This window comes from Sphingobium sp. DEHP117 (assembly GCF_030867385.1).
Classification (GTDB): Bacteria; Pseudomonadota; Alphaproteobacteria; order Sphingomonadales; family Sphingomonadaceae; genus Sphingobium.
In genome coordinates this window covers 210,118-236,169 of the sequence record NZ_JAPFBJ010000004.1, presented here as the reverse complement: position 1 = coordinate 236,169, position 26,052 = coordinate 210,118, and the positions used below count along the sequence as shown (strand labels likewise).

General features: G+C 61.5%; 29 protein-coding genes. 6 read left to right on the top strand and 23 right to left on the bottom strand.

The window, feature by feature from the left end:
* Positions 1-29 precede the first annotated feature (29 nt).
* The 3 genes from OOT33_RS17210 to traA form a co-directional block, all read right to left on the bottom strand.
* Positions 30-1,718, bottom strand: coding sequence for a hypothetical protein (locus OOT33_RS17210; RefSeq protein ID WP_307751129.1), 1,689 nt, complete (start codon positions 1,716-1,718; stop codon positions 30-32).
* 365 nt (positions 1,719-2,083) lie between these two features.
* Positions 2,084-3,178, bottom strand: a complete 1,095-nt coding sequence (locus tag OOT33_RS17205; protein ID WP_307751127.1) for an IS5 family transposase — start codon at positions 3,176-3,178, stop codon at positions 2,084-2,086.
* Complete coding sequence (gene traA, locus OOT33_RS17200) at positions 3,153-6,374, bottom strand: Ti-type conjugative transfer relaxase TraA (RefSeq protein WP_307751125.1); 3,222 nt, start codon at positions 6,372-6,374, stop codon at positions 3,153-3,155. The genes OOT33_RS17205 and traA overlap by 26 nt, the downstream gene beginning before the upstream one ends.
* Positions 6,375-6,650: 276 nt before the next feature.
* Between traA and OOT33_RS17195 the strand changes: the two genes are divergently transcribed.
* The 3 genes from OOT33_RS17195 to OOT33_RS17185 are packed head-to-tail and all read left to right on the top strand — an operon-like array spanning position 6,651 to position 9,041.
* Complete coding sequence (locus OOT33_RS17195) at positions 6,651-6,920, top strand: TraC family protein (protein ID WP_307751124.1); 270 nt, start codon at positions 6,651-6,653, stop codon at positions 6,918-6,920.
* The gene (locus OOT33_RS17190; protein ID WP_307751122.1) at positions 6,913-7,122 is read left to right on the top strand and encodes a conjugal transfer protein TraD; all 210 of its coding nucleotides are present in this window, start codon (positions 6,913-6,915) and stop codon (positions 7,120-7,122) included. Before OOT33_RS17195 ends, OOT33_RS17190 begins: the two co-directional genes overlap by 8 nt.
* Entirely contained in the window at positions 7,119-9,041 is a 1,923-nt protein-coding gene (locus OOT33_RS17185) for a type IV secretory system conjugative DNA transfer family protein (protein WP_307751119.1), read from the top strand. The genes OOT33_RS17190 and OOT33_RS17185 overlap by 4 nt, the downstream gene beginning before the upstream one ends.
* A 115-nt stretch (positions 9,042-9,156) precedes the next feature.
* Here OOT33_RS17185 and OOT33_RS17180 read toward each other — a convergent pair whose 3' ends face one another.
* From OOT33_RS17180 to OOT33_RS17960, 7 genes are all read right to left on the bottom strand, one after another.
* Positions 9,157-9,468 (bottom strand): hypothetical protein, encoded by a 312-nt coding sequence (locus OOT33_RS17180; protein WP_307751118.1) that lies wholly within the window; start codon positions 9,466-9,468, stop codon positions 9,157-9,159.
* Between the two features lie 418 nt (positions 9,469-9,886).
* On the bottom strand, positions 9,887-10,930 hold the full coding sequence (locus OOT33_RS17175) for an SLOG family protein (RefSeq protein ID WP_307751117.1): 1,044 nt from the start codon (positions 10,928-10,930) through the stop codon (positions 9,887-9,889).
* A 538-nt stretch (positions 10,931-11,468) separates the two neighbouring features.
* A complete protein-coding gene (locus OOT33_RS17170; RefSeq protein ID WP_307751115.1) occupies positions 11,469-12,008 on the bottom strand; it encodes an RES domain-containing protein in 540 nt (179 codons plus the stop codon).
* A gap of 15 nt (positions 12,009-12,023) precedes the next feature.
* Positions 12,024-12,386, bottom strand: a complete 363-nt coding sequence (locus tag OOT33_RS17165; RefSeq protein WP_307751113.1) for an antitoxin Xre/MbcA/ParS toxin-binding domain-containing protein — start codon at positions 12,384-12,386, stop codon at positions 12,024-12,026.
* Positions 12,387-12,454: 68 nt separating this feature from the next.
* Positions 12,455-13,012, bottom strand: a complete 558-nt coding sequence (locus tag OOT33_RS17160) for a hypothetical protein (protein ID WP_307751111.1) — start codon at positions 13,010-13,012, stop codon at positions 12,455-12,457.
* Positions 13,013-13,497: 485 nt separating this feature from the next.
* Positions 13,498-13,833 carry a single-stranded DNA-binding protein gene (locus tag OOT33_RS17155; RefSeq protein ID WP_307751110.1) on the bottom strand — a complete coding sequence of 112 codons (336 nt, stop codon included), beginning with the start codon at positions 13,831-13,833 and terminating at the stop codon, positions 13,498-13,500.
* Positions 13,834-14,308: 475 nt separating this feature from the next.
* Positions 14,309-14,617, bottom strand: a complete 309-nt coding sequence (locus OOT33_RS17960; protein WP_373690597.1) for a hypothetical protein — start codon at positions 14,615-14,617, stop codon at positions 14,309-14,311.
* 221 nt (positions 14,618-14,838) lie between these two features.
* Between OOT33_RS17960 and OOT33_RS17145 the strand changes: the two genes are divergently transcribed.
* The gene (locus OOT33_RS17145; protein WP_307751109.1) at positions 14,839-15,027 is read left to right on the top strand and encodes a hypothetical protein; all 189 of its coding nucleotides are present in this window, start codon (positions 14,839-14,841) and stop codon (positions 15,025-15,027) included.
* Positions 15,028-15,182: 155 nt separating this feature from the next.
* Positions 15,183-16,409, top strand: a complete 1,227-nt coding sequence (locus tag OOT33_RS17140) for a DUF1173 family protein (RefSeq protein ID WP_307751108.1) — start codon at positions 15,183-15,185, stop codon at positions 16,407-16,409.
* Positions 16,410-16,511: 102 nt separating this feature from the next.
* Here the strand turns inward: OOT33_RS17140 and OOT33_RS17135 are convergent, their stop codons facing one another.
* From OOT33_RS17135 to OOT33_RS17110, 6 genes are all read right to left on the bottom strand, one after another.
* The gene (locus tag OOT33_RS17135; protein WP_307751107.1) at positions 16,512-16,844 is read right to left on the bottom strand and encodes a hypothetical protein; all 333 of its coding nucleotides are present in this window, start codon (positions 16,842-16,844) and stop codon (positions 16,512-16,514) included.
* A 10-nt stretch (positions 16,845-16,854) separates the two neighbouring features.
* Entirely contained in the window at positions 16,855-17,295 is a 441-nt protein-coding gene (locus OOT33_RS17130) for a hypothetical protein (protein ID WP_307751106.1), read from the bottom strand.
* Between the two features lie 251 nt (positions 17,296-17,546).
* Entirely contained in the window at positions 17,547-18,077 is a 531-nt protein-coding gene (locus tag OOT33_RS17125; RefSeq protein WP_307751105.1) for a DUF736 family protein, read from the bottom strand.
* A gap of 139 nt (positions 18,078-18,216) precedes the next feature.
* Positions 18,217-18,891 carry a hypothetical protein gene (locus OOT33_RS17120; protein ID WP_307751104.1) on the bottom strand — a complete coding sequence of 225 codons (675 nt, stop codon included), beginning with the start codon at positions 18,889-18,891 and terminating at the stop codon, positions 18,217-18,219.
* 16 nt (positions 18,892-18,907) lie between these two features.
* Positions 18,908-19,243, bottom strand: coding sequence for a hypothetical protein (locus OOT33_RS17115; RefSeq protein WP_307751103.1), 336 nt, complete (start codon positions 19,241-19,243; stop codon positions 18,908-18,910).
* Positions 19,244-19,247: 4 nt separating this feature from the next.
* Entirely contained in the window at positions 19,248-19,658 is a 411-nt protein-coding gene (locus tag OOT33_RS17110; RefSeq protein ID WP_307751102.1) for a DUF3768 domain-containing protein, read from the bottom strand.
* A gap of 106 nt (positions 19,659-19,764) precedes the next feature.
* Between OOT33_RS17110 and OOT33_RS17105 the strand changes: the two genes are divergently transcribed.
* Positions 19,765-20,253 carry a hypothetical protein gene (locus tag OOT33_RS17105; protein WP_307751101.1) on the top strand — a complete coding sequence of 163 codons (489 nt, stop codon included), beginning with the start codon at positions 19,765-19,767 and terminating at the stop codon, positions 20,251-20,253.
* Between the two features lie 22 nt (positions 20,254-20,275).
* Here OOT33_RS17105 and OOT33_RS17100 read toward each other — a convergent pair whose 3' ends face one another.
* The 7 genes from OOT33_RS17100 to OOT33_RS17070 all read right to left on the bottom strand — a co-directional run bounded on the left by OOT33_RS17100 (position 20,276) and on the right by OOT33_RS17070 (position 26,047).
* Entirely contained in the window at positions 20,276-20,512 is a 237-nt protein-coding gene (locus OOT33_RS17100) for a hypothetical protein (RefSeq protein WP_307751100.1), read from the bottom strand.
* 251 nt (positions 20,513-20,763) lie between these two features.
* Positions 20,764-21,057 (bottom strand): type II toxin-antitoxin system RelE/ParE family toxin, encoded by a 294-nt coding sequence (locus OOT33_RS17095; protein WP_307751099.1) that lies wholly within the window; start codon positions 21,055-21,057, stop codon positions 20,764-20,766.
* Positions 21,057-21,326 (bottom strand): type II toxin-antitoxin system ParD family antitoxin, encoded by a 270-nt coding sequence (locus tag OOT33_RS17090; RefSeq protein ID WP_307751097.1) that lies wholly within the window; start codon positions 21,324-21,326, stop codon positions 21,057-21,059. The genes OOT33_RS17095 and OOT33_RS17090 overlap by 1 nt, the downstream gene beginning before the upstream one ends.
* Before the next feature lie 190 nt (positions 21,327-21,516).
* Positions 21,517-22,173, bottom strand: a complete 657-nt coding sequence (locus OOT33_RS17085; RefSeq protein WP_307751095.1) for a hypothetical protein — start codon at positions 22,171-22,173, stop codon at positions 21,517-21,519.
* Between the two features lie 279 nt (positions 22,174-22,452).
* Positions 22,453-23,457: a tyrosine-type recombinase/integrase gene (locus OOT33_RS17080; RefSeq protein WP_307749246.1), complete on the bottom strand. Its 1,005-nt coding sequence runs from the start codon at positions 23,455-23,457 to the stop codon at positions 22,453-22,455.
* Positions 23,454-24,818: a tyrosine-type recombinase/integrase gene (locus OOT33_RS17075; protein ID WP_307749247.1), complete on the bottom strand. Its 1,365-nt coding sequence runs from the start codon at positions 24,816-24,818 to the stop codon at positions 23,454-23,456. Before OOT33_RS17075 ends, OOT33_RS17080 begins: the two co-directional genes overlap by 4 nt.
* Positions 24,815-26,047 (bottom strand): tyrosine-type recombinase/integrase, encoded by a 1,233-nt coding sequence (locus OOT33_RS17070; RefSeq protein ID WP_307749248.1) that lies wholly within the window; start codon positions 26,045-26,047, stop codon positions 24,815-24,817. Before OOT33_RS17070 ends, OOT33_RS17075 begins: the two co-directional genes overlap by 4 nt.
* Positions 26,048-26,052 lie beyond the last annotated feature (5 nt).

Genomic DNA, 26,052 nt, shown 5'->3' with positions numbered 1-26,052 from the left:
TGCGCTGGGGCATGTCAGAGGGCATTGCGTTACCGGACAAGGCGCGGACCCTCCTTCTCGGATTTGTTGATCGAGGGGCTTTCCTCGATCGTCTGGGCGCGCTGCTCGACACGATGCAGAGCGCTTTTCAAAGAGCGCAAATGTGCCAACTGGCCTTCGCTGACGCCGATCCTGGCGCCATCCTCGGAGCTTCGCGCATTGCCTATGCGCGCTTCGATGCTGGCAAGGAGTGACTCGGCATTGCCAAGGATCTCCTCTTTGTCGCCGGCGCGCAGGGTTGCTGCAAAACTCTGCGCGTCAGGCGCTGCAAGCAGCGCGCGAAGCTCCGGGGAGGCGTCGGGAATTGCAACGGCACATTGCTTTTGCAGGCTTAAATGCTCGCGATCGCCATGCTTCGCATGGTGCTCAACGCTCAGGGTATGGTGTTTGATGCTGTCGATTGCTCCCGGCAATTCCTGCCTGGCGGCGCTCCTCGCGGCACGACCCTGGAAATCGAGGAGACGGTCCGATCCCCGCAGTTCAAGTGATCGGACCTGTTTGAGTGCCGTCGCTTCTACATGCGCCCGCTCCGAGCCGGGAGGCGCAGTACGGATCGCGTTTTCCACAAGAGCGAGCGCGACGTCAGGATGCTTGAATGTCGCGCAAAGCTTCGCGTTCATGTCGATCGCGCTTCGAACGACATTTTCATTGTCGACGACGCCGGCCATCCGCTCTGCCTGTGTGCGGTCCGGCACTATGAGCGGTTTAACGGCTTCCCCATCTCCAGGGATGAACGGCTTAATAGGCGTTAGGAGAGACGCTTCGCCACTGATTTGCGGATGTTCTCGTCCCGGTGCATCTCCTCGATGCCCTTGTCCATGCTGTCCAGCCAGGAGCGCAGGCTCGGGCTGGACGCGTCCGAAGGCCTGGTCATAGGCTGCCTGGCTGATGGCTCCGGCTTCGCGCTGCGCGTTGAGGGCGGCGACGAGACGTTCGTAGATTTGGTCACGGCTTCCCTCCGATCGGAGAATGGGCAAATGCTCCCATCCACTATAGGAAATGACGGCATTTCTGTCACGAACATCTTTGATCTCCAACGCTATCCTGTCGCCATATCGGGCGTGAATTGCTTCGAGGCTGGCCGGCAGATTTCCCTGGATCGCCGCCATGATCCCCAATCCTGCACCACGGCCATATTCGACGAAGCGCTGCAGCGTGTTGTCGAGGGCATTTTCGGGCGTTGGATGGACGACGAGGATGAGCGGCTTCAAGCCCGCATCGATCACCATGCCGATCTTTTCGAGGCCGGTTCTGGGGTTGCTCATCTGGCCTTCGAAGACCAGGCGAACATCACTGGGAAGCGCGCCGCTGCGCACAATGGTCGAGGTTTTCCCCGCGCCAGGTATGCCGGTCAGAAAGAGAACATGCTCACCAGGAGAGTGCGGCGCATGCACTACCTTGCGAAATTGCTCCGCCGAGAGCACAGCCGCCGCATTATGAACCGGCGTGTTATAGCGGCCGCGCGCTTCCTTGCTCTGGGCAAACGCGTCGAACATTTCCTTGAAAAGATCGGCCGATATATAGCGGCCTTCATGCGATTCCGGATGCTCGACATAGCGCTTCAAAAAGCGCTCCGGATCGTCTTCCACGGCGCGCACAACGGCCTCCTGCACCGCCGCTCGATCAGGCTCAGAAAATTCCCGTATCGTTATGGGAGAAAGACTGACAGAATTGCTCATACATTGACCTTTATACGCAATGATTACCTATTCGCCATTTCATGACCCTTTTCTTATAACCTTGGCCTTTTGCTCAAATACTCTTGCCGCGTGATCGAAATATCTTCGGATTCACGCCTTTTGATGCTCTTTTGAGTGCGGTATATCGCGGATATTTCCCGCAACATCGCGTGTAGGGACTTATGGTGCTTTTCATCACTTGCGACTGATCGTACCTTTTGCGCGAAGGCTGGACACCTCGAAAAACCGGCTGATTTTGGTGTGATTGTTGTGCGACTGTTGGCAGCGGCGTGACGGCGCGGCCTGCCTGGTCGGTTTTCTGCTGATTTTGGTGTCTTTCCGGCCCTTTTGGGGCCGTTCTTGCATCAAGCGGGCGCAGTTCTCCCTTCGAGCCAGATCAGACGCTGGAAGTTATAGGCGAGGTTGGCCATGCCGATCTTGATGCGGGCGCGGGCGATGCCGATGGTGCGTACGACCAGACCCATGCGATGCTTCTGTCCGGCGAACACATGCTCGACGTGGGCGCGAACCTTGGAGCGCCTGGCATTGGCTCTGGCTATGTGTTCGGGCAACGGCCGTCTCGGCAACCGCTTCTGGTGGATATGGCTCTTGAACATACCCTTTTCCAGGAAGGTCTCGTTCTTCTTGGACCTGTAGGCGGTGTCCGCCCAGACGCCGGAGGCGGTGTTCTGCTTGCTTACCAGAACCGGCAGCCGCGCCCCGTCATGGGCATTGGCGGCGCTCGCATCCCAGGTGCGGATCAGGCCGTGTGCCTTGTCGATGCCGATATGGTTCTTGTAGCCGAACATGGGAATGGCGAGATCGACAGGCCCCCTGGACTTTTGGGCCGCTCCGGGATCGGCGCCCTCCTTGACCTTGGCCTTGCTGTATTTGATCGACCAGCGCGCATCACGATCTTTCTGTCGGGCCTTGGCCGGCTTCCAGTCCTCGGGCACACGACCTTCCTTGATCGCCGTCTTCTCCGCCTCGGTGTTACGTTGCTTGGGTGCGGGCACGACTGTCGCGTCGATGATCTGGCCACCCATCGCTAGATAGCCCCGGTCGGTCAGCGCAGCATCGAAGCGGGCAAACAGCCGATCGATTGCCTTGGCTTTCACCAGGCGTTCCCGGAACAACCAGATCGTCGTGGCATCCGGCACCGTGCCGTCAAGCCCGAGGCCCAGGAACCGCTGGAACGAGAGTCGATCCTTGATCTGAAACTCGGTCGCTTCGTCCGACAGTGAATAGAGCGCCTGCAACACCAGAATTTTGAACATGAGCACCGGATCAAACGGCGGCCGTCCGCCCTTGGTCCGCCGACCGCGCCGAAGCGCCGCGATCAATGGCCCGCGGAAAACCTCAAAATCCACCACCGACGCCAAACGCTCCAGCGGATCACCCGCTGCGCTCAGCGCCTCGTATCGGTCCGAAAGATCAAAGAAACCCGGCTGTCCCGCCATCACCGCCTCCGCTCATCTGCAAAGGCAATGAATCAAATCCGCCCCTCAAAGACCAGAGTTTTTCGAGGCGTCCGGCTTCATCATTGAGCGCGCTCATCCCACCCAATCTGCGCGCGATCGCCTCCCCTGCCCGCGCAATCTCTTGCACCTCAAGGGGCTGGGCTTGCGCTGCTGCGCGCACGGCGCTGTCCAATGCATCGTCACCGTGAAGGGCGCGCACGCCGGCGAGTGTTTCCACCAGCGCGCGCGCAGACGGCGACAGGCCGGGAACCGCAATCGCCAGCACCGAACGCCGCTCCTGCTCAACGGCAGCCAGTTTCGCTGTCATGGCCTGCACGGTTTTTCTATAGGAACCGATCTCGCCCAGGAGGTTGCGAATATCGCCGACCTCCGGCTGTTTAGGTCGACTGAGCAGACCAGCGCGTCGCAAGGCCCCCAGCTCCGATACGCGCATGGGCAGCGCCGCCATTTCCCTGGCGAATTGCGCGTCCGGGAGGCTTCCAAGCGGCAGCAATTTTTGCACTATCGCTTTGGGTTCGGCCCAGATCCGCAGTGCCGCCTTTTCGATCTCGGCAACTTTCCTGGTCACCTGCCGGCTCTTCATCGCCTCGCCGGCGCCCACAGCCTGCGGTGTCTGCGTCCATGTCGTGACTGCCGGCACCAGCGGCGCCAGCTCCAGAACGCTCGCCTCTGGGGCAGACCGGCGGCCCATGGCGTCGAACCGCGACATAATGGCGCTCAAGGCTTCGGCCATCGTGGCAAGTTTCGCCCGCTGTGCGGCGATGATCCTGCCAATATTCTGCGCCCAGGCCGCCGGAGTGAAATGGCCGCGCCGATCGCCATAGTCGACCGCCCGCGCGTAAAGGTCGCTCGCCTCATGATCGGTGCTGATCCCCTTCGCCCCCGATCGCGCCAGCGCCGTTGCGATCCCTCCCATTTCCGCGAAACTTTTGCGGCCATAATAAATGTCGGCGCGCTCGCTATGGCGGGTCAGCCCGACATAAGCGAGATTGCTATTCCAGCTCCGGCTCGCGAGCATATGGATGCGCGCGGCCGTCATGCCCTGGGATTTGTGAACGGTCGTCGCGTAGCCATGCTGGAGCGCGCTGTAGATCTGCTCCCTCGCACGGACCACACGCTTGGCGCCATCGGGGTCGACGATCTCGATGTCGAGCCTGCCATCTCTCGCCTTGACCACCGTGCCGAACTGCCCGTTCTTGACATTGAGGCCGGCGTCATTCTGTAGGAAGAGCACGCGCTCGCGCACCGCAAATATGACTTGCCTCCCCGCCACCTTGTATGTAGCCGCCGCGCCCAGATGGCCTCCTTCGACGAGCATGGCCCGCGCCCTCTCGTTAAGCGCCGCGACCTCGTTGCGCGAATGGGCCAGCATAAAAGCCTCATGCCCCATCACATGGTCCGCAACCCATTGGCGCGCCATGTCCTCGATCGCATGATCCTTGAGCGCATAGCTATGGACTGCTCCATGCTTGCCATAGGCTTCGAACGCTTTGTCCACCTGTCCTAGCGCCAGAGCTATGGTCGCCTCGCGCATCCACGCGCTCTTCTGACGCCGGACTTCCGTCAGCTCGACATATCCCGCGGCGCCCGCGACGGCGCGATAGGCAGCGCCCGCCGCGATGGGTTGAAGCTGCTCGGGATCGCCGACCAGAACAAGCTTCACGCCCTGCGCCCGCGCCATGCCGAGGAACGAGGCGAGCTGGCGGGAGCCGATCATTCCGGCCTCGTCGATGACAAGCACATCACCTTTTTGCAGGCGGTCTATCCCCCGCGCCCATCGCGCTTCCCACGAGGCAAGGGTGCGTGCTTGCGTGATGCCGCTCGACTCTTGTAGACCCTGGACCGCTTTCCCGGCGAGCGCGGCGCCAAATACCCTTTTGCCCGCTGCCGCCCAGGATTGATGGGCCGCGCGCAACATGGTCGATTTGCCAGCCCCTGCCCTACCCACAACAAGGGCGAGCTGGCTCTCGCCTGTTATGTAGCGGACAGCGGCTTTCTGCTCATCGCTCAGCACCAGTCCGTTTGCAGCGCTGCGCGCAAAACTCTGCTCGCAAAGCAGCTCGACTATGCCCTCGCCTCCTCGCTCGGCAAGCGCCCTGGCATTCGCCAGCATTGCTCGCTCAAGGTCGAGCATTGCGCGCGTGGTGTAGCGGGCGGCGGCTATTTCCTGGCCCGCCTCATTATAGCTGGCTGCCGCAATCGGAACCAGCTCGGCGCAGGTTTCGATCCGCGCGAGTAGCGATCCGAAAGCGGCTGCATCATCAACATAACGGTGCAGCGCCCTTGCCATATCGCGCCGATCGAACACGCTCTCCTGCGCCGTGATAACTTCCAGCACGCATTCGGGCCTCGCCGCTATTCGCGCGATATTCTGTACCTGCAATTCCTGATCGACGACGACGCGCGGCGCTTCCAGCCCGCGCCTTTCCATCCCGCGACAATTGGGGCCCTGATGACGAGACGGGGCGAGCTCGATACCCTGGGCCTCAAGAGTGCGGTGATCGATGCTCTGTCCAAATCCCGCCTTGGCGAGCGCATAGTTGACGGCTTGCCCCCAGCTTTCGCGCCAACCCGCAAGCGCGTCCTTCTTCGTCCAGTCGCCGCCGAAAATGTCGGCATAGACGATCTGGCCCTTGGGATGGCTTTTGCTTGGAGCACTGCGCAATGGCTGACCATTTTCACTCAGCACCGGAACACGGGAAGAGGAAAACCCGTCCTCATGAAGCGGCCGGAGCGACAGCATGATATGCGCGTGCGGATTATGCTCAAGATCGTGATAGGCGACGTCGGCAATCATGCCCCTTGAAACATAATGCTCGATCAGAAATTCCTTCAGGAGCGCGATATTCTGCTCGCGTGACAATTCTTTTGGCAGCGCCAGCTCGATCTCGCGCGCGAGCTGCGCGTCGTTGCGCCGCTCATGACTTTCGACCCTGTTCCAGAATTTTCCAGAAGCCTGGCTCGCCGAAAGCGATGATAATTCCGAAACCCAGTGCGGCGCAGTATCGGGAATGAGAAATTCCGTGTGAACAACCTCGTGTTTGCCAGTGTAGGCAACGATCCGCCCTTCGCGTTCGAACATCATTTCCGCGCCATGGCGATAGGCGGCAGCGCACAGCGCGGACTGGCCCCGCCCCCGGCTGATGATCTTCGCTGAGAAATGGTAGATCGCCATGAGCGCTCAATCACTGCCGCGCAACCAAGCTGGGAGACGGTCTGAGCCACTGCAGACTGCTTATCCAGGCGTGATCACGGTGAACGGCAACTGCTTCTTCCATTCTTGCACCCCCTAAGAAGCATGACATCGCGCAGCGATGTATAAGTGCGCCCTCCGAAACGCTTCGCTTCAGTAGGGCTGGCGTTCCTTTTATACGAAATTATCATATTTGACAATTCCGGCAGATCAATCATGATCTGAAAATTCTTGTGCAATGGAAGGATCGACAGTCTCATGAGCGAAGTCAGAAAAGCCGCCGCCCTCTCCAGGGTCGGAAAAATTCGTGCTGAAATCGAGGCCCGCAGGGCAGAACTGGAAGCGGTGCTGGAAGCATCAGGCCAGCGCATCGGAAAAATCGCGGTGGCGACAGGGCTCGCCGAACTGGATTTGAGCGACAAGGTCCTTCGCGACGCATTCCGGGAATTGGTTGCGCGATTTCAGGAAAGCTCCGCTTCAACAGGAGGTAGCAAAGCGGCGGCGAGAGCTGCGTCGTCTCATGACTGAGGCGCGAAGCAATCCATCCGACAAGCGGCGTGCCGATACGCGGCAAAAGATCATTTTCGGCAGCCTCGTTATCAAGGCGGGCTTTTCTGACGAAGATCCCGCTTTGATCCTGGGGGCGCTCCTGTTGGCGAGAGAAAGCAGCGCCGATCCGGCAACGCGGGAAAAATGGATCGCCGTTGGAAAAGCAGGTTTCGGATCATGAACAGAGTGCTGCTTATCGCTATCACCATGATCTGCACCATCGCGACCATGGCGGGTATCGCTTATGCCTGGCCGGGACTTGTGGTCCGCTCAACCAATCCCATCCTGATCCGTTCGTGTCCATTGATGGCGCCGTTATTGGCGACGTCGATCGCGATGGTGATGGCGCGTTCGGCATTGAAGTCCCCCGCCTTTCCATCATTGGCCTATGGCGTCATCTTCGGCACTTTTACGAACGCAATTCTGCTTATTGGTGCCGAGCTGGAACGGCTCCACCCTTATTTCAAGACTGCAGCATGGCCCATAGCCGCCCTGCCCTATATCGACAGCTTTGCTTTAACCGGCATCGGACTTTCGATGATGATGGCCGGGATACTATATCTGATCCTCAAACAACAGCGCGCGCCGACGAGGCGTGGGCGCTTGTCACCCAAACGATCATTCCACGCCTATCATGGGGACGCGGAATGGATGGATTTGGCAAGAGCGGCAAAGCTCTTTCCTCCAGGCGGCCCCATAGTCTTGGGAGAGCGCTATCGTCCCGATCTCGACAGGAGCATCACCCCAACATTCGATCCGACCGATCGTTCGACATGGGGCAAAGGCCATGAACAACCGCTACTGACGTTCGACGGATCGATCGGATCAGGTCATGGATTGGTTTTTGCAGGACCGGGCAGTTTCAAGACCACAGGCGTCGTCATTCCGAACCTTCTCACCTGGCTCAGCTCGACCGTTATTCTCGACCCGTCGACACAGGTCTTTCCGATGGTCAAGCGCTATCGCCGATCGCTGGGGCATGTGATCCATGTCATCGATCCGGACGACCCGGCAACATCGTTCAATGTTCTCGACTGGATTCATGACAATGGACAACCGGAAGAAAACATCGCTTTCATCGCGGAGTGGATCGTCGCCGATGAGGCTGAAATGTCGAGCGGCTCGGACGAGTTTTTCAGGGAACAGGGCCGCGAATTAATTACCGCGCTGCTTGCCGATGTCGCTCTCAGTCCGGAATATGATGCACTGCAAAGAAACCTGCGCACACTGCGACAGCTCCTGGCGCTGCCGGAAAAGAAGCTGCGCGAGCATATCAAAAATGTCCACGCCACAACGCCCTCGAGCTTCATCCGCGACAAGCTCGGGCCGTTTGTCAATCTCGCATCCGATACATTCTCCGGCGTCTATTCCAACGCCGCCAAAGCGACGCGCTGGCTCTCCTTCGAGCGCTATGCGGATCTCGTTTCGTCGGACGGTTTCAAAAGCCAGGAGTTACGAAACGGGAACACCGATGTGTTCATCAACATCGATCTCAAGACGCTGTCCGCGCACCCGGGGCTCATACGCGTGATCTACGGCGCCCTGCTCAATTCCGTTTATGACGGCGATCCTCGGACCAATGGCAAGGTCCTGTTCCTGACCGATGAGGCGATCACGCTGGGGCGGCTCAAGATCATCGAGACCGCCCGCGATGAAGGACGCAAATATGGCATTACCCTGTTGATGATATATCAGTCGCTCGGCCAGCTCCTCGACATCTGGGGCCGCAATGCCCAAAGCAAATGGTTCGAGGCAACGTCCTACCGGTCTTTCTCGGCCATCAACGATCCCGATCTCGCGAAAACAATCTCGGAAATGTGCGGTCACTACACCATAGAAATCGATCAGCTCTCGATTTCGCGCGGGTCCAATAGTCGCGGCGGCGCACTGTCTGGCGGATCGTCCCGCACCCGATCAAGGTCGATCAATTATCAGCGGAAAGCGCTGATCGAGCCCAATGAGCTGCTGGCCGATATGCGAACGGACGAACAGATCATCTTCGTGACCGGCCAATCGCCACTGCGCTGTTCACGGGCGATCTGGTTTCGCCGCGATGACATGAAGCCTTATATCGACCCCGATCCATTTATCGCTAAGTGAGCCGGATCCCATGAGACCAGCGCAGACGGGGTTCGATACCCCGGCGGCGCTTTGTTTCGAAGCAAAAAGGGGGCCGGAGAGCCCTCGTGCGGAGAGCTCCCCGGCCGGGCAGGCGTCAGAACAGACAATCGGCGTCGAAGTCGGGATCCATCACCACGCTCATGAAGCTCGCGGCGCGGGCGATGTTCGCTTCGTCGAAGTCATCGGCCATCATCCCCGGGACGGTATAGACGATCCGGTCGATCAGGTCCTGGGGCAGCGCATTATAGTCGCCTTCATCGATGGCGAGGAAGCTGCCGTCCTCATCCTCAATGACATGGCTGTCGAAGAAGCTATGCTGGGCCCGCGCGCAAGCGGCGCGCACGGCGGCGTCATAGCTTACGGGATCGAAGGTCGGTATGTCGATTTGCGATACAGCCAAGTTCATGGGAACCTCCATTCAAATCATTGAAGAGGTCACTCGAAGGATGGCCGGGCTTGGACCGGGTCACAGAACGGGCCGCATCGCGGCCCGCCGCCCCAGCGGGGGTGGGGGAGCCGATTTTTTCGAAAACGCAGTGCAGGAAAAATTGGGGGAACCGCCCTTCTTGACGCGGGCCAATGGCGGCCATCATGCTCAAGAATTCTGCGAGAGTTTTAACCTTTGTTGGCCTGCACCACCGGGTGGCCCCAAGGGGTCTTTGGCGCCCGGTCGATGCGAAGGCTGAAGTCGGGCAGGCCAGCGGCCGTCCCCATGGTCCAGCGAGCGAGCCGGGCAGTTGCAACTGTCCCAGCGACAAAAAAGAAGGGCATCCGGCGGTGAGGCCGGACACCCTTCGATACGTTTGGAACGCGGTGTCTGCCGCTCAGAAGGGCGGAAGATCGTCGCCGTTGGCGACGCGCTTGCCGGCCTGCTGACCGCCTGGCGCCGCTTGCCTTGTGCGGACCGCGGCCGCCTCGTTCTGGGCGCTCGCGTCGCGCACGATGTGCAGGGGAATGCGCGCTTCTCGCAGCCGGTCAGCAAGGTTCGCCTGGATGCCGCCGCCGCTGCACACCACAGCTTCGACCGGCTTGAAGGCGAGCATCCGCGCATTGCGCTGATAGGGCGCCGAGGGACCCCGCGAGGCATCGGGCTTGCACAGGATCACCGGCACATTGTGGCGCGAGGCCCAGGCCGCCGCGATCACGTCCGCTCCCTTGTTCTGCGCTGTGGTTGCGAGCGCCATCGAGGGCACACGCTCGTGAATCGCATCGAGATAGTCTTCGACGAGGGCAATGTCGGTGAACTGTTGCCCGCCCGAGAACAGCACGACCGGACCCGAGGGTGCGAACTTCTCACGCCGCTGCGCCTTCTGTGCCGCGAGATAGTCGCGCGCTTCGATCATCGAGGCATTGGTCTTGGACGAGACCATGGAACCGCGCACCGGCGAAAAGGGCCGTCCGGTTTCTGCAAGGTAGATACGGGCCGCGTGGTCACGCATACACTCCATCGCGTCGCGGCATTCGGCAAGGCTGCGCGCCTGCATGGTGAGATCTTCGAGATCGGTGGCGTAGACCTCGCTCGGATCATATTCGCGGAGCTTCTCTTTGAGACGATTGGCCATTGAATCTTCACGGTCATCGAGGCGCTTCGCCACAATATGGAAGCTGTTGGCGATACCCCAGGCGACCTCGGAGGCCATGTCTTCCATGCGGGTGTCGCGGAAGAGGTCGAATACGGTCGCGAGCATCATCTCGATCGCGGCCTGCGCTTCGTCGGGATCGGGCATTTCCACTGCGCTCGGTTCATGCTCGATCGAGAGCTTGGCCATCTCGGTCTGCTCCATGAACGCGGTGGCATAGTCGGGCGTCGCTATTTCGCGCGCATAATATTCGGCGAGATCGGCAAAGTTCGAAAAACGGTCCGTCATGATATCCTCCAAAGGAACATCTCTCTCATCACGCTGATGAAAGATGCATCTGGAAGGACGCCGGAGTCAGGCGGTCAGAGGACGGCGCAAGCGCAGCGGCGCCGCCGCGCGTGCGGGCGCGGGGGGAACCGATTTTGTGAAGCTCCTGAGGCACGAGGGTGCGCAGCAAAATTGGGGGGCACCCGCGATCCTTGACCGCTGCCAATCTCCCAGGCGTCATACTTTGGCGATGCTGATTTCGCTCAGCCACCGAGATGAGAGAGTAGATAGGTTTTGCCCCCGAACCCCCGTTTCGCAGAAGCGTGGGCGTTCGGGGTTAACGGCAAAACACCTCAGTTTCATGGTCAGTATGCTTGGCTGAGAGTTCGGTGTGCGCTAGTGATCCGAATCTGAAGTTCGCTACACTGTCAGGCTGGCGCTGAACGAACTTCAGATTCATCAGGGTCACTAGCAACTATATGATTCTAGTGTGGTTTACGGATTTGAAATCCGCTCGCCGCCCAACCGCTATAATGAGGCGTATTTCAAATCCACCACACTAGCGCCATGACGACTGATCGCGCGGCAATCGCTGCTCGTCATCGATCACCTCGAGACGATGCGGCGCAATACGGCTCCACGACCATAGCACCAGGTTGCGATCATCGGCCGAAGCCCGCGAAGCGAAACTTGGCACAATCACCCCGGCGCAGCCCTGGGCAATCAGCCGGTCGGCCAGCTCCCAGGTCGGAACCGGCTTGCGCTCGCCTGCAAGCTGTTCCCATGGGCAGCCGAGCTGCGCCAGAGTCATATCCGCAGCCTGACGCACGTCGGGATCGGTCAGATCAAGGATATCGGAAAGCTCGGCGCGATAGCTGCAGAGTGTCAGCGGCTGCGCCTTGAACGCAAAACCCTGCTGGGCCTCGAGCCAGGCGGTCTTGAGGCTGAGCGCGGCATAAAAGCAGGCTGTGCCAACGCGGTTGAAGCGGCCGCCATGGGTCCGCGCGCCCTCGCCGGATTCCGGATCATAGGCCCAGGCCGGGTGATGCGCACGATAGACCAGTCCGTCGTACCGGCTGAACGGAAGCGTTGAACCCAAGATCCGGGCCTGGGATCAGGCGAAGCCGCCGGCCGCGATCCGGCCGAGATAGGCGCGAACCCTCTCGCCCTGCCCCTGGCGCACAAGTTCTTCGGCCGTAGCATCGCCGAACGAGGGCAGCGGCTGCGAGCGGTACCACGCATAGGCGGCAAGTTCGCTGCCCGCCCAGGGTATGACCCGGTTTATGATCTCGCTCATCTCGCGCAGGCGCGACTGGGTCGCGACGCTGTTGCTGCGGGTCGCCTTCGAGACGGCATCGCGCGACAGACCTGCAGCGAGCGCGAGTTCCGATTTGGTGATATGAAGCGCAGCCGATAGCCGGTCGACCGAGACACCCTTGTCACCGGAGACTTCGCTCAGAAATGCCGCACTTGCCATATTGCCTCACCAAATGACTGATGTTCGGGCAATATATGCGGCATACAGGCAATTTGTCAAGCTGCCCGTCAGGCGGCGAACAGGTCGCCTTGTCTTGTGGCCGGCAGCGCCATGGCTGCCTGCAGCGGCGAAGGTCTGCGTAGCAGGCGCAACACTTCAGGGCGTACCACATAGACCGCATGACGCCCGCCGCCACGGTTGCTGTGGTTGGTTGCGTAACCGGCATAATGGCGCGTAACAAGCCCAGCCCGCGCCAGATCGGAGATTGCGCGGCTGACATTGGCACGGCCCACGGCAAGGACCTGTTCCTCGACCGCCTCGTCGATCCGTGCGCTATCGCGGGCAGCGTCGCCGGTCATTTCAGCCTTAAGCGATGCGGCGACGCGCGCGCGCAGCGCCGCGCGGCGCCCCTGCTGCTCGCTCAAGGGAAGAAGCTGGGTGCAAAGCCAGTCGCGCAGCAGCATGGGTTCACCCGCGTTGCTGACGATCGGTCCGGCCTTGCCGCACGCATCGGCGATTTCCGCTACAAGCTGTAGAACGAGAAAAGCATAACGCGGACGGCGCGACACTTCCGCAAGCAGGGCATAAATGCTGCCAATTCCCGAAATTCGTTTCTGTCGCTCCATGGATCAGTATTGAGCACAAATGGTGAATCTTGTGAATCCCCTTTTGTTTGCAAGATGTCGTTTGTCGCGCGTGACACTTTGCCCGGATGAGCTGGCCAGGGAGAACTAACGGCCGTTTTCCTGGTCCCACTATGCCAGACCGGTCAGCCGAACAGACCTTTGAAATTAATCGGGCCCGACAATAGAAATATGACACTCTACCGCGCGGGCAAAGTGTCACAGGCGGCAGAAGGCGGAAAAAAAGGCGGCCCGGGGTACCCAGGCCGCCTGAAGTCAAGAACCCAATACATCGCTGCACAGGCCCTTCGGGTCGCGATGTCCGGCTAGGCCCTCACCTTTGGTCGGTATTGTATGAAACCGACATGGGAGCGCGATTGAGACCCTCGCCCATTCGGAACCGCATCACGCTGGAGTTCGGATGTCTGATTAGGCGCTGGCAAGGGCATGCCAAAAAGGGAGGCGGCGCTGCCGCCTCCCGGTTGGGATCAGATGAAAAGGACTTCCTCGGCGACGATCTCGACCGCGTAGCGTTCGACGCCCTCGCGATCGGTCCACTTCGAGTAGTGCAGCCGACCCTGGACCTCGACAACATCGCCCTTCCTCTTGTGCTTGGCGACCGAGGTGCCGAGGCCGTTGAAGGCGGTGACGCGGTGGAATTCGGCGAGGGTCTCGGTGTAGCCGGCTTCGTTCTTGACCGTCTTGCCATCGACCAGCCTGGGGCGGTCGGTAACGAGGGTGAAGCCAGTGATCTCGGTGTCGCCGGCATGGCGGGTTTCGGGCGCGGCAGCGATGCGGCCGACAAGGATGACGAGGTTCTTCATGGAATTTCTCCGTGGCTTGAGTTCGGCGGAACCGCCCGCCGATGAACCAGACAGGCGGCGCCGATAGGCGCGGGACCGCACCGAGCGGCCAAATGAAATGGGCGCGAGGGAAACCGAAAAGCGAGGAGTGGTGCGGCAAGCCCGTTCAAGGGCTTCACGGTCCGCTGCTTTTGGGTTGCGGACGCGCGACTGGCGCCGCACAGGTTCATCGGCAAACGCAGGGCGGTTTCGTCAATTCAAGCTTCGCGGGTTCATGGACCCAAGACCTGTCAACCTTGGCCGCCCGCCAACTGCGCTTGCCCCACCAGGCAGCCATGCGCACTCGTACGCATGACCTTTACCGCCCATCAGGGCTGTCTACTGCCGCGGTCAGAACAGGCTACCCGGTCCCGCGCATTTCGCCTGTGCCCGCACAGGCCGAGGCCCGTATCGCAGTACGAGCATGGGCATGGCTTCGAGCGGTAGGCTTCCGGCACTATGGAAGGCCGATCAGCGCCAGGGGCGCGCGAGGCCTCGGCGGCGGCAAAATCGCTACCTGAGCGTAGGACCGGCGACGGTCCTGGCATTTCGGGCTGTTGGGGAGCTCCGGCGCGTCGATGTTGGCGATCTGCACGCGCTCGCGGTCGCAGCGGATGGTGTCGCCGTCATGGACGGAGGGCGACAGGCAAAAGACGGCGGCAGCAAGGACGATGGGCATGACACGAAGTTTAGCGCCACCTTCCTCGCTCGCCAAGCGCGCTGGCGCTCGGCTGCTGGCCCCGATCGTCACCCGAAGGGCCGGCATTCATGCCGGCGAGCTTGGGTGAGCGGCGACGCGCCAGCGTCGCCGGGCGCACTAGCGAGTAGAGCGGGTCGCCCCAAGCCCGCGCGGGGCGCGGGCGCCGGGGTGCCCCTCCCCTTCATCACCTCGCCAATGCCGAACAAGTGCGGTATCAAGCGTCAACAGATCACATCACGCGGGTCCACTGCCGCAGGCAGGGCTGTCCCGGGAAAGGATCTTCAGTCATGGACGATCGACTGGAAATGCCCACTGCGCTCGAGGTCGCGCGCGCGATGGCCAAGATCTTGCGCGGCAAGCTCGCGGATCATGGCAGCGAGATGATCGTGCTGACCCGCGAGGAAGCAGCGTTGTGCCTCGGCCTCGCCGAAGGCGCGGCCGAGCATCTTGAGCAGCGTCAGGCGGAGGGCAGTTGAGGAGCCGCAAGAGGCGCGCCAGCACGCTTGCCGCCGCCCGGCGGCTGGCATAGAATGACCGTGACGTGCCCCTTGCGCGGCGCATGACAAACCTGAAGTAGAAGCACAACAGATCGATAGGACGGCGTCGATCGCGAGAAATTGGAAGGACACCAATGGCACAGCGATACCGTATATTCGGCCGCAGCGTGTCCGAAGGCGAAGAACTTCAGCAGCTCTTGGCGCAGGCCTATGCACAGAAGAGCCCGGTTATTTGCGAATGCCGCAAGACGACTGATCTGCCGCTTTATATCTCACACCGCCATAATCGTTACGTCCTCGCACGCTGGCCGGGATCGGGCGCACGTCATGCGACGGCTTGCGACCATTATGAGGCTCCTGACTTCCTGACCGGCATGGGGCAGGTGCGCGGGAGTGCGGTTATCGATGACGAGACGGGCGGCGAAACAAGCCTGAAGCTCGGCTTTCCGCTCTCGCGTGGGGCTGCGCGTCTCGCGCCATCGGCGCTCACCAACGACAAGCCTTCGGTGAAGACCACGGGCCAGAAGCTGTCGATGCGGGGGTTGCTGCATGTGCTGTGGGACCGGGCGGAGCTGACGCACTGGCACCCCAAAATGGCGAGCAAGCGCAGCTGGTTCGTGGTGCGCCGGGCGCTGATGGAAGCAGCGGCCACGTGCCGCGCGAAGCAGGAGGGACTGGCCGACCTGCTGTTCGTGCCGGAGAGCTTCAGGCTCGAAGAGAAGGAAGACATCCGGGCGCGTCGTCGCACCGGTCTTGCGCGCGTATACCGCTCGCGCGACGAGATGATGGTGGTGGTGGGCGAGGTCAAGGAGATCGTCAGTGCACATGGTGCGGAGAGGATTGTATTGCGCCACGTCGGTGACATGCCCTTCGTGATGGACCCGGACATGGCGCGGCGCTTCCATACGCGGTTCGCGGGCGAACTCGCCTTATGGCAGGCTCAGGGCGGCCAGGGAGATGGAAAAGGCCATCTGGTGCTCGCCGGATCGTTCTCGCGCCGGCGCGAAGGCACGTTCGATCTGATCGAGGTCGCGCTTATGCCGGTGACGCCTGAGTGGCTCCCCTATGAGAGCAGCGACGAGCGCTACCTGATCGGTAAAGCGGTCACCGAAAAACGCCGGTTCGTAAAGGGTCTGCGCGTCAATCTCGATACCGACACGCCAATCGCCAGTCTGGTGCTCAAGGACACCGGCGAGGAGGCATGCGCGATCCACATCCACGACCGTGACAACGAGGTGACCGGATCGCTCGAAGCCCTGCTTGCAGGCCAGGGCGTCGTGCACCGCCTCTGGAAGGAAGGTGAGCCACTGCCCGGCAGCGCCAGCGGAATGCGACGCGGCGGTGCGCAGGCGGCCGCCTGAATCAGCTCTGGCCGTCGCCCGGCTGCGGTCTCGTCGACGGGGGTGATCGGGGTCAGGAGCGGTCTCGTGCTTGGAACTCCGCTCACAACCCCGTTCCCGCATTCAGGCGGCGCAGTCCGGGCCGGGATACCAGATCAGCTCGGACGCGCTCGGATGAGCCGCATCGAATTTCGCGATGCGCGCCCAGGTGATCCATGTCGCCGGGTCATTGACCGCGACATAGGCGCCATAGAATCGCCCCGCACACGCAACGAACTGGGCATGGACGTCTTCGCAGACCGCTTCAGAGACCAGGAACCCGGCGATGTCGCGTATATATTCGGGCGGAAGGACGGTGAGCATGTCGTCGTGGAACGCCTCGCTCACCCGTGACAGCGGAAAGCGGGCAAGAGCCGCGGCGCGGCGCACAGCCGCAGGGCAAACAGGGTCGGCCATGGATGATCTCTCAGATGAGTACAAAAGGCGGCATGGTCAGCTCTGTGCGAGCAATTGCGCGCTTGAGGTCGCGCAGCCTCGTGAAGACCTTGATCTTGGCTGGCGAGAACAGCAGCTGTTCATCCTCGCTCGCCATATATGCGCGGATCGGACCCTCGCCTTCGAAGAGTATGATCTCGGGATGGAATGCGCCGGGGCATCCGCCCGACCAGCGGCGGAACGGCAGACCGTGGCGGACGCAGAAAGTATCGATCTCGTCGATGAGACCGCCATTGAGTTCGGTGCCGTAAAGCTCGAGCGGTTCGCCTTCAGTGATCGCTTCGGGATCGAAGGGCTCGGCGTCCCAATCGATCCGGAGGTCATAATCCGCCGCGTGGCGGGCGAACTCGGCAAGACAATCGCGCAGCATCTTGCCGCCAATGGTGATGTGAACGGGTGCGCGGTCGCCCATGATGCTGTCCTTTCGCTACTGTTGGCATCGAGGGCGAGCCCCCTCCCCTCCTGAAAGCTTCGCAAAAACCGTGTGTGCCTCCGAAGCCTGGCAGGCAAAAAATGAAGCGGAACGCCTGGGCGGGGGGAATGCCGGCGCTCCGCCTCGGGCCGCGTCGGGGGGAGGCGCGGCCAAGGTTGTGAAGATGAGATCATGCGCATGGGGACCCGCTGACGCAGGCCCCCATGCCTGTTAGCCGAAGCGTTTAAGCCTCAGGCGTCGACGAGCGGCGGGATCGCGCCCTCACTGTCAGAACCGGCATCCTTGGCCTGCGCGCGTCCGCGGCGGGCCGGAGGCTCGGCCGTGCTGTCGCCTAGGCCATCACCCGCTTGCGCGGCGGATTGGCCAGTGGAGCGCTCAGTCCCTTCCTCGGAACCGAACATGTCACCATCGCCATATTCGCTGGCGCCGAGGCGATTGTCGCGACGGCGCGGGCGCTGCCAAGCGACCGCCATCGTGCCGTCCTCGCGCGGGAACACTGCGATGTAGAGCGGCTGCGACATCGAGGGGTCGTCGATCTTGCCCTGGTAGAAAATCTCGCCGGTCGCATTGGACGCGAGTTCGAACAGGGCACCGACCGCCACCCAGCGGCGCTGATCGTTGAGCGCGACGATTTCGAACCTGGGTGCGCGCGGATTGGTGGAGCTGAGCGGGCGAAGCCCGATCGTCCGGGTCATGGTGAGCGTTTCGACCGAGCCGATCAGCTGGCCGCTGGCGTTCTTCTTGATTTCACCGATATTCATGAGACATTCCCTTCGTGAGGATGAGTGCGACCGAACCCCTTGTCCGATCACCCCTTCCCACCCCCCTTCCCTCCCAGCCGGAAGGCCGGTTGCTGCGGGCTCTGCCCGCAGGCCCGCCTTGGGAGTTTTGGGGTAGCGGTCAGCCGAGCAACCGACGGGGCAACGCGATCCACTCGGGCTCTTCATCGGCGATCACCGTGCCGAGCTCGTCTGCCTCGGCCTCGGTGTAAATGTCCGCGTCCTCAAGCGCGCCGAAGCCGTATTCGTTGTTCCAGAACAGCAGGCCTTCTTCATCATTGCGGGTGGTAAGGACGAGCCGAGAGGCAAAACGCTCCCTGTCGAAGGCTTCGCTGGTCGAGAGCCAGTGAATGCCATCCGTATCGATCCGAAAGGCCCCGCCGCCAAAAGCATCGACTTCATGACGGTCACAATCAAAAGACCACGTCGCGACGATCGGCAGTGAGACGGTAACAATGCGGTGGAGCAGCGAGGCGACCGCGTCAGGCTCGAATTGCTCGGCTCTCGCAATGACCAGGATCGTGCCATCGTCACGCTCGTCGAAAGCGAAATCGGTGCCGAACGTCGGAAAATCGCTGTCGGGAAAGAGCTTGAGGAATCCTGACACGGAATTGTCATCGACGGGCGCGAACAGCGCCCGGAAGTCTTCGGACAGGCCCTGCCAGTGTTCGATCACCTCGGCTTCATCCGGCTCGTCCCCAAGGAAGTCGGTAAGTGTAATCGCTTCGCGCAGCAGTGCCGCCTCGGCGGGCGTCAGGGTCATGCCAAAGCAGCAATGGGTGTAACAGTTGGACATGGGGTTTGCCTTCCAGTCAGGAGGATGGGCCGAAGGGACGGGCGAGCAGCTGTTGCAGCAGGCCGCTCGCCGGACGATCAGGATTTATGGGGCGCGCCAAGCGGTCGATTTCAAGCCGCCGGGCGAGATCGTCAGGGAGTTCGGCATAGGGTGTCGCCAGTGCTATGAGCGCAGCGGCCGTGGCGATCTCGCGAGGACGCGTGCCGCGCCAGAGCCGAATATCGGTTTCGCGGTCCTGGTCGGGCGCGCCGAACAGCGTCAGGAAGTAGGTGCCAAACCCTGCGTCCCAGCCCAGCGCCACCTCGAAGAGGTCGGCATGCTCAGGCAGCGGCTTCAAGGAGTAGCGTGACATCGGCTCAGTAATCGGTCGCGAGCATGATGGTGACGATGCGGTAGCTTGTCGCGGCATCAGCGGGATTGCTGGCACCCCAGGAGAAGGTGCCGTCGTTTTCATAGGCGTCGACCTTCCAGAAGAGCTTGCGACCGAGGAACTGGACGACGCCGAAATCCCGTTCGCCATAGGGATCATTGCCGGGATCAATCGGGGTCTCGTTGATGAGGCGGCGAAGGGCGCACTGTCCCTCGAACAGCCGGGTCTGGCGGACAGCGGGATCCTCGGACGGCCCGGCGATCAGATCGCAGAGCGTGCGGGTGATTACAGTGCGCGACGTCGACAGTGTCCCTGCCCTCGCGGCATCGTTCAGCGCCGCGATTTCGGAGGTGCAGTCGGCGGCTTCCGCCGGAGCCGCTTGGGCAACTTGGGTCATGGATTTCTCCCGTTGAGTTGATCGCCAAACGCACACCCTCTCCCCTCCCTCGTGGTTGACGGGGTCAGAGCGTTCACGCTACGTTCTTTTTGGAAAGGACTTAGCCATGCCCATCGCCGCCCATATCGACCGTTTCGATCTCGACATTGCTCTGCGCGATGCCTCGTGCGATCTGGGCCTGTTGCCGGCGCGGCGAGCGATTGCGGCGCTGTGCATCGGCGTCGAAGTCGACGATGCCTATCTTTCGGTCCGGGAACTGCGCGAGGCAGTGTCACTGGTTCATGAAAATGCGCCGGGTGGCCGTGCCAAGCTTGCAGCGATCCTCAGCAATGCGTGCGACGATTTTCAGCGGGCGATCTACTACTGCCTCGCCGGGCGCGGCGTCGTCGAAATGGCCGAGGCGATGGACTGGCTGCTCAGCCTGCTGAAGGCCCGCGGTCGCACCACAGCCTGGCTCAGCCGCTCGCGGGTGCGCCGCAAGGACCTCATCTCGCCGTATGTTGCCGAGGCACCCGATGGACCACTGGTGTCGACCGATCCCGATTTTGAACTTGGGCAGTCCTGGTTCGTCGGACGCGGCCCCTGTCCGGAATGACAGTCATCGGGTACCTTGCCGTTTAGGCAGCACCGGGTTCGTCATCGTTTCCGGCGATGACGACGCGGGTAACCGTGCGGGCCGGCGGCGCAGCGCTCGCAAGCACCACACGGAACGGCTGCAGGGGATTGCCGGTTGTGATGACGGCCGTATCGGTGGCCATGCGCTCGGCAACTCGGCCCGCAACCCGGTTGGCGTTCTCGATGCTGCATAGTCTGGCGCGCTTTGCGGATGGCTCTGGTAGTGAGCAATGGAACATCGACAGGGCTCCGGAATCCGGTCGGTCAAAGACCGCAACGATTGATGATGGATGTTGGTTGTGATGGTCGTGCCGGACGCCAGGACGCCGTCATGCGGCAAGGTTGGTCAAGTGGATCAAGTTATGCAGGTGCACCATTCCGCCCCGGGCAGAATTGGGCAGGCAAATTCCGACGACCCGGTGCGATCCCACCCTGGGCCAAGCATATCGGAACGCCCTTCGGCATCCTTACTCAAACGCAAGGATATTGGTTAGTCCGGCGGAAAGACAGCGCCGATGTCGCGCGCGCCGTGCAAAATACGCTCGATACGGATGACCCGCTCCAAAACATTATAGAAGATCACATAGCTTCCGTACGGCTTGGATCGTAGTCCGGGGCGAATGTCGGAACGGGACACACCGGTATGGGGATAATCGATGAGCATAGCGCAAGACGCTTGAAGTTCATCGACGAAAGTGCTGGCCCGTGGGATATTATCGCGCGCAATGAAGCTGGCGATCTCGACCAGATCGGCGTCCGCCGCTGGCGAAAACTCAAGCCGCATCACTTATCTGTTGCATCGGCGGCTAGCTCGGCAATCCGCCGGCGCGCGTTCGCGAAAGCCTGGTCGGCGGGGATGCCCGGTCCACTGGCGACACCATGTTCGATCTCTGCGCGGAGCGCATCAAGCCGCGCCTGACGCACAGCATCTTGCTCCTCGAGCAGGCGGAGGCTGTCGCGGACGACCTCACTGGCTGATGCATAACGACCGCTATGCACTTGCTGCTTGATGAAACCTTCGAAGTGAGTGCCCAAGGTGAAACTGGAAGGCATGGTCAAACTCCTTTAAGGAAGAGTATATCACTTTATGATATAGAAGCGCAAGACTAGGATCTATGGAAACTACCCGTGGCGCGGATGCGAGGTTGCCAAATCCAGCACGGCGCCAAATGCATTGATTGTCGGGATAGACCCGAGCGCCATGCCGTCGCAGATCATGAAGAGCCATCCCATGGGGCGTCTCCTATACGAGTTCGGCCTGACGGGGTTCGAACGCGAGCCCGGTATCCCGGCGCACGCGCGCCGCGAATTTGACAGGGTCGGCGAGCACCGCGATGTCGCAAAACTGGTTCCGGTCTCCAACATAATCCCGCCGTCCGCGACATTGGCGAAACAGCACCTCGCGGCCCTGCCCCATCACCGAGATCGACACCTGAATGTAAAGTGTATCGGCATGTAGGGTGATCTCCCCTGAGACGGCGGGTCCAGCCATGGTGTTGCGAAGGTCATAGTCGTCGGGTAGGAACCCGAGCTGCCGTGCAGCCATTTGCAGTGCCGCGCGAGATTCGCGGTGGAAGGCGCGCTTGGCTTCCAGATCATAGGCAACGCCCCGCCGAGCAAGGGCGATAAGCGCTGGCTTGCCGCGGAGCTCGTCAATGCGCGCAAAGCATTGTAAACGCAATTCGCGATCCTCCGGAAATGTCGCGTCGCATGCCTGACCCATAGCGATGCGCCCCAGATGCCGAGCCAGGAGCAGGATCGCCGGATCGCGTTCTGGATCGATGCCGGCATTGCGCGCGTCCTGCAGCGCATCGACGACCGCCTGGGTGGCGGTCGGTATGGTCGCGAGCCCATCGGGCTGAAGCGCGCGGCGGAAGCGGAAGGCGAGATCATAGGTCATTGGCAAAAGCTCCCGTGCCATAGTGAAAGCACGAAGCCCTCAACCCCCTCCCCTCACCGGGTCTCGTTTACTCAGGCGGCGTCGCGCAGCGGTTCGGCCAGCGCCGGATCGAACTGGCGCAGCCACTTCACTGCCTGCTTGGCCCTGGCGGCGGCGTGGAGGATCGCGGTCTTGTCGGCCTTGAGGATCCTGGCTAATCGCGAGGTGTCGATAATGTGAAGGAACGCGGCCAGATTGGCCGAGTTCTGGGGTTTCCTGCCAACGTTCCTTCACATTATTTCAAAGCGTGTCGAGCCAGGCGAGCACGCTTGTATCGCGCTTCCACGAAGGCTGACCGCCGGGTGTTGTCGGAACGGCGACCTGTTCCAGGGCCTTTCGCTTCGTTTCAAGATTGGCCCTGGCATAGTGGTTGGTCGTGTCGAGGCTCACGTGGCCGAGCCAACTGCGGATGACTGTAACATCGACGCCCGCAGATATGAGGTGCACGGCGGTGGCGTGCCGGAAGGCGTGCGGCGTCACGTGCTTGGTACGCAGCGTTGGTGTGGCTTCGGTCGCCGCCTTTACGTAGGCGGCAAGCTTGAATCGGACGCCCGACGCGCTGAGCGGTTCGCCATAGCGGTTAACGAACAGCCGTTGGTCAGGCGCCCGTGGTTGCCGTTCGAGCAGCTTCTTCAGCAGCAAGGCTGTTTCAGGCCAGAGCGGGCAGATGCGTTCCTTCCGTCCCTTGCCGGTCAAGCGCACGCAGCTCGGACTTTCGAACCGGATTGCTTCGGGGCACAAGTCGAGCGCTTCCTGTATTCGTGCGCCGCTGTTGTAGAGGAACGAGAGCAGCACATGATCGCGCATGCCTTCGAGCGTCGAACGGTCAGGCTGGGCAAGAATTGCCGTCACTTCCGCCGGATCCAGATAGCAGGGCTCCGATACCGGCGTGCGCTTGACGGGTATGTTGAGGATTTCGACGCATTGCGCGATCGATGCAGGATCCCTGGTCGCCACGAAGTGGAAGAAGCTGCGGATTGCGGCAAGCCTGCAGTTGCGCGTGCCGATCGTGCCGCCGCGCTCATGTTCAGCGTAACTGAGGAACGCGGAGACCTCGCTTGCGGCCAGATCAGTCATCGTAATCATAGCCACCTTCCTTCCAGCCCGCTGTGCGACGAACCGCAAGAACAGCCGCCAGGTATCGCGGTATGATCGGACTGTATGGATGGATGCGTTGCGCTGCTCGACCAGCCATTCGTAGAAGAACGCGCGCATCAGTACCGGGAACGGGTTGGCCTTGCTCATGTCTGCACCTCCCGCTCCATGCTGAGGCAAGGTGCGCCCACCATGCGGAACCGCTCGTTTGCGTAATGCAGCAGATCCTGGGTGACCGTGATGTAGACCAGCGTAGAGTTGATATCCCGGTGGCCGAGGTAGGTCGCGAGGAATGGCAGACGGTCCTGCGGGTTGATGCCCGTCCTGTACCATTCGAGGATCCGGTTCACGACCATCGAGTGGCGCAGGTCGTGCAAACGCGGTCCCGTTCGCCCCTGCGGTGGCTTCAGCCCGGCACGGCGTATGACGTCAACGAGCAGCCAGGCGACGGCTTGCTTCGTATAGCGGCCGCTCCGCTGCTCGTGCCAGAACAGACCTGACCTCGGATCCTGCGGGGCACCCGCGCGACGCCGCACATCGATGTACGCCCGAAGTTCGGCCATCACAGTGTCGGGCAGCGGCAGTATCCTTGTCTTGTAGAACTTGGTCTGCCGTATAGTGATCGTGCCGCCCTGAAGATCAACATCCCCCAGATCAAGGCGGGCAACCTCGCTGCGCCGCAGGCCCGCGCAATAGGCGAGCAGAAGCATCGTGTAGACACTCAACGGGCGAAGCGACGCTCGCGGAGAGGGGTAAGAGCGAGCAATGTCGAGCATATGCTGCACGTCGGCGGGCGTATAGATATGAGGTTTGCGCCATTGTTTGGCCACTTCCTTCCCCGGACGTGGGTCCGGTCGGCGCGGTGGGATCGACGGATCCCGGTGGCGGAGTATCTTCGCAAGGACGCGCTTCAGCTTTTCGCATTCGGCAGGATGATTGCGCGTGGCCTTCGCCGCCGCCCAGTGTTCGAGCATCACCCCGATCGGTTCATCCTGCAGCGCCGGGTTCAGCTGTAGGAACCGGTCGAACCGCAAAAGCCACACAGGCTGCGTGGTATATTTGTACCCCCTGTTGCGCATCAGCGTAACGTGCTCGGCCATGATCGCGCCCAGCACGCTGCCGAACGGTTTGGGCTGATGCAGTTCGGCAAGGGCTTGTTCTGGATCGCGTGAAGCCAGAGCGCGCCAGACCGGCATGCACTGCTTGACGTTGCACTCCTTGCGCAGGACGACGACGGGATTGCGGTGGATCGCCCCGGTTTGCACAAGGTGATCGAGGAACCGGTCGATAATGCGGGTGCGGTGGAGCAGCGTCGTCGCTGTCCAACGGTCGGACCACGCCCGCAACCAGGCTACCAGCACATCTTGGCCGAGTTCGGTGTGGCGCGCGGCGACGTCCTGGAAGCTGTAGAGCACCTGTTTGTAATAGGTGCGGCTGTTCTTGCTGCGCAGGCCAAGGTCCGCGAGATAGCGCGCGATCAACAGTCGTTCGGGATCGGGCCATGGCGTCATGACAGCACCTCCGATCCCGGAACGTCGAGCGCGATGGCCCGCAGGTCTTCGGTTGCCAGCTTGAGATACGGAGCGGTAGATTCCGTCGAACGATGACCCAGCATATCGCCGATCACCTTTTGCGGGACCGAGGCGCGCAGCATCTCGACCGCGCGGGCATGTCTGAAGATGTGTGGCCCACACTTCCCCGGTGGCTTGACCCCGGCATCCCGGATTCGCCGGAAGACGGCACTATGCAGCACCCGGAGCCTTCCATAGGGTGCACGGGTCCGCACGAACACTTCGCGGGCGTCGGTCTGCGGTCGTCCCGAGCGCAGATAGCTGAGGATGGCTTCGCCCACCGGAGCCATCAACGGCAGATAGGAACAGGCACGGGTCTTGGTGTGGAGGATGCGGATCGATTCCGTCCGCCAGTCAATATCCTCGATCTTCAGATTGCGGATTTCGCCGGACCTCAGACCATAAGTCGCCAGCAGTTGCAGGATCGCCTGATCTCTGAGCCCGATAGGCGTTGTGTCTTTGCTCGCGGTTTCCAGAACGGCGGCGATCTGATCGCGCTCCAGGATCGAGGGCACCCCTTCATAGGCATACAATAGCGGGGCGATGACGTGCGGCGACAAGTCGATTGCGGTGCGGCGCGTACGGTGCAGATAACGCAACAGCGAGCGAAGACGCTCCGCCACGTCCTTCACCGATTTGCGCGTTTGGTGCGGGCTGCGCATATCCATGTAACGGTCGATGTCGCCGACGCTCATTTCCACCAGGCTGTCGACGCCGCATCGATCAAGCTGCCAGGTCAGGAAGTTCCGACCTTCCCACATCAATGCGTAGATGCTGCGCTCCGCAAGGCCCCGCTCCTCGCGCAGCCAGATCTCGTATTCGTCGCAAATCGTAAAGCGCAGCGTGTCAGCAGCACATGTCGCTTTGGGCGCGGGTGGCCAACGGCCCTGTGCAAGCCGCAGTAGGGCGTGGATTCCAGAACGCGGAATGGAGTGCCAACACGGCCCTGGTGGTCGGCCATGACGTTTGCGGAACATCGTGATCGCATGGTGCAAATAGTACCCCACCTGCGCCTCGGTCACCTCCGCGATCGGGATGCTGCGCCGGGCAAGATAGTCGAGGAACCCGCGCGCATAGGCGCAGTAGTTCCCGGCCACCACCGGGCTGTATCGTTGGCTGGTCAGTACGGATCTGAGTTCGGAGATCAGTTCGCAATCGGTATTCGGCATTGACG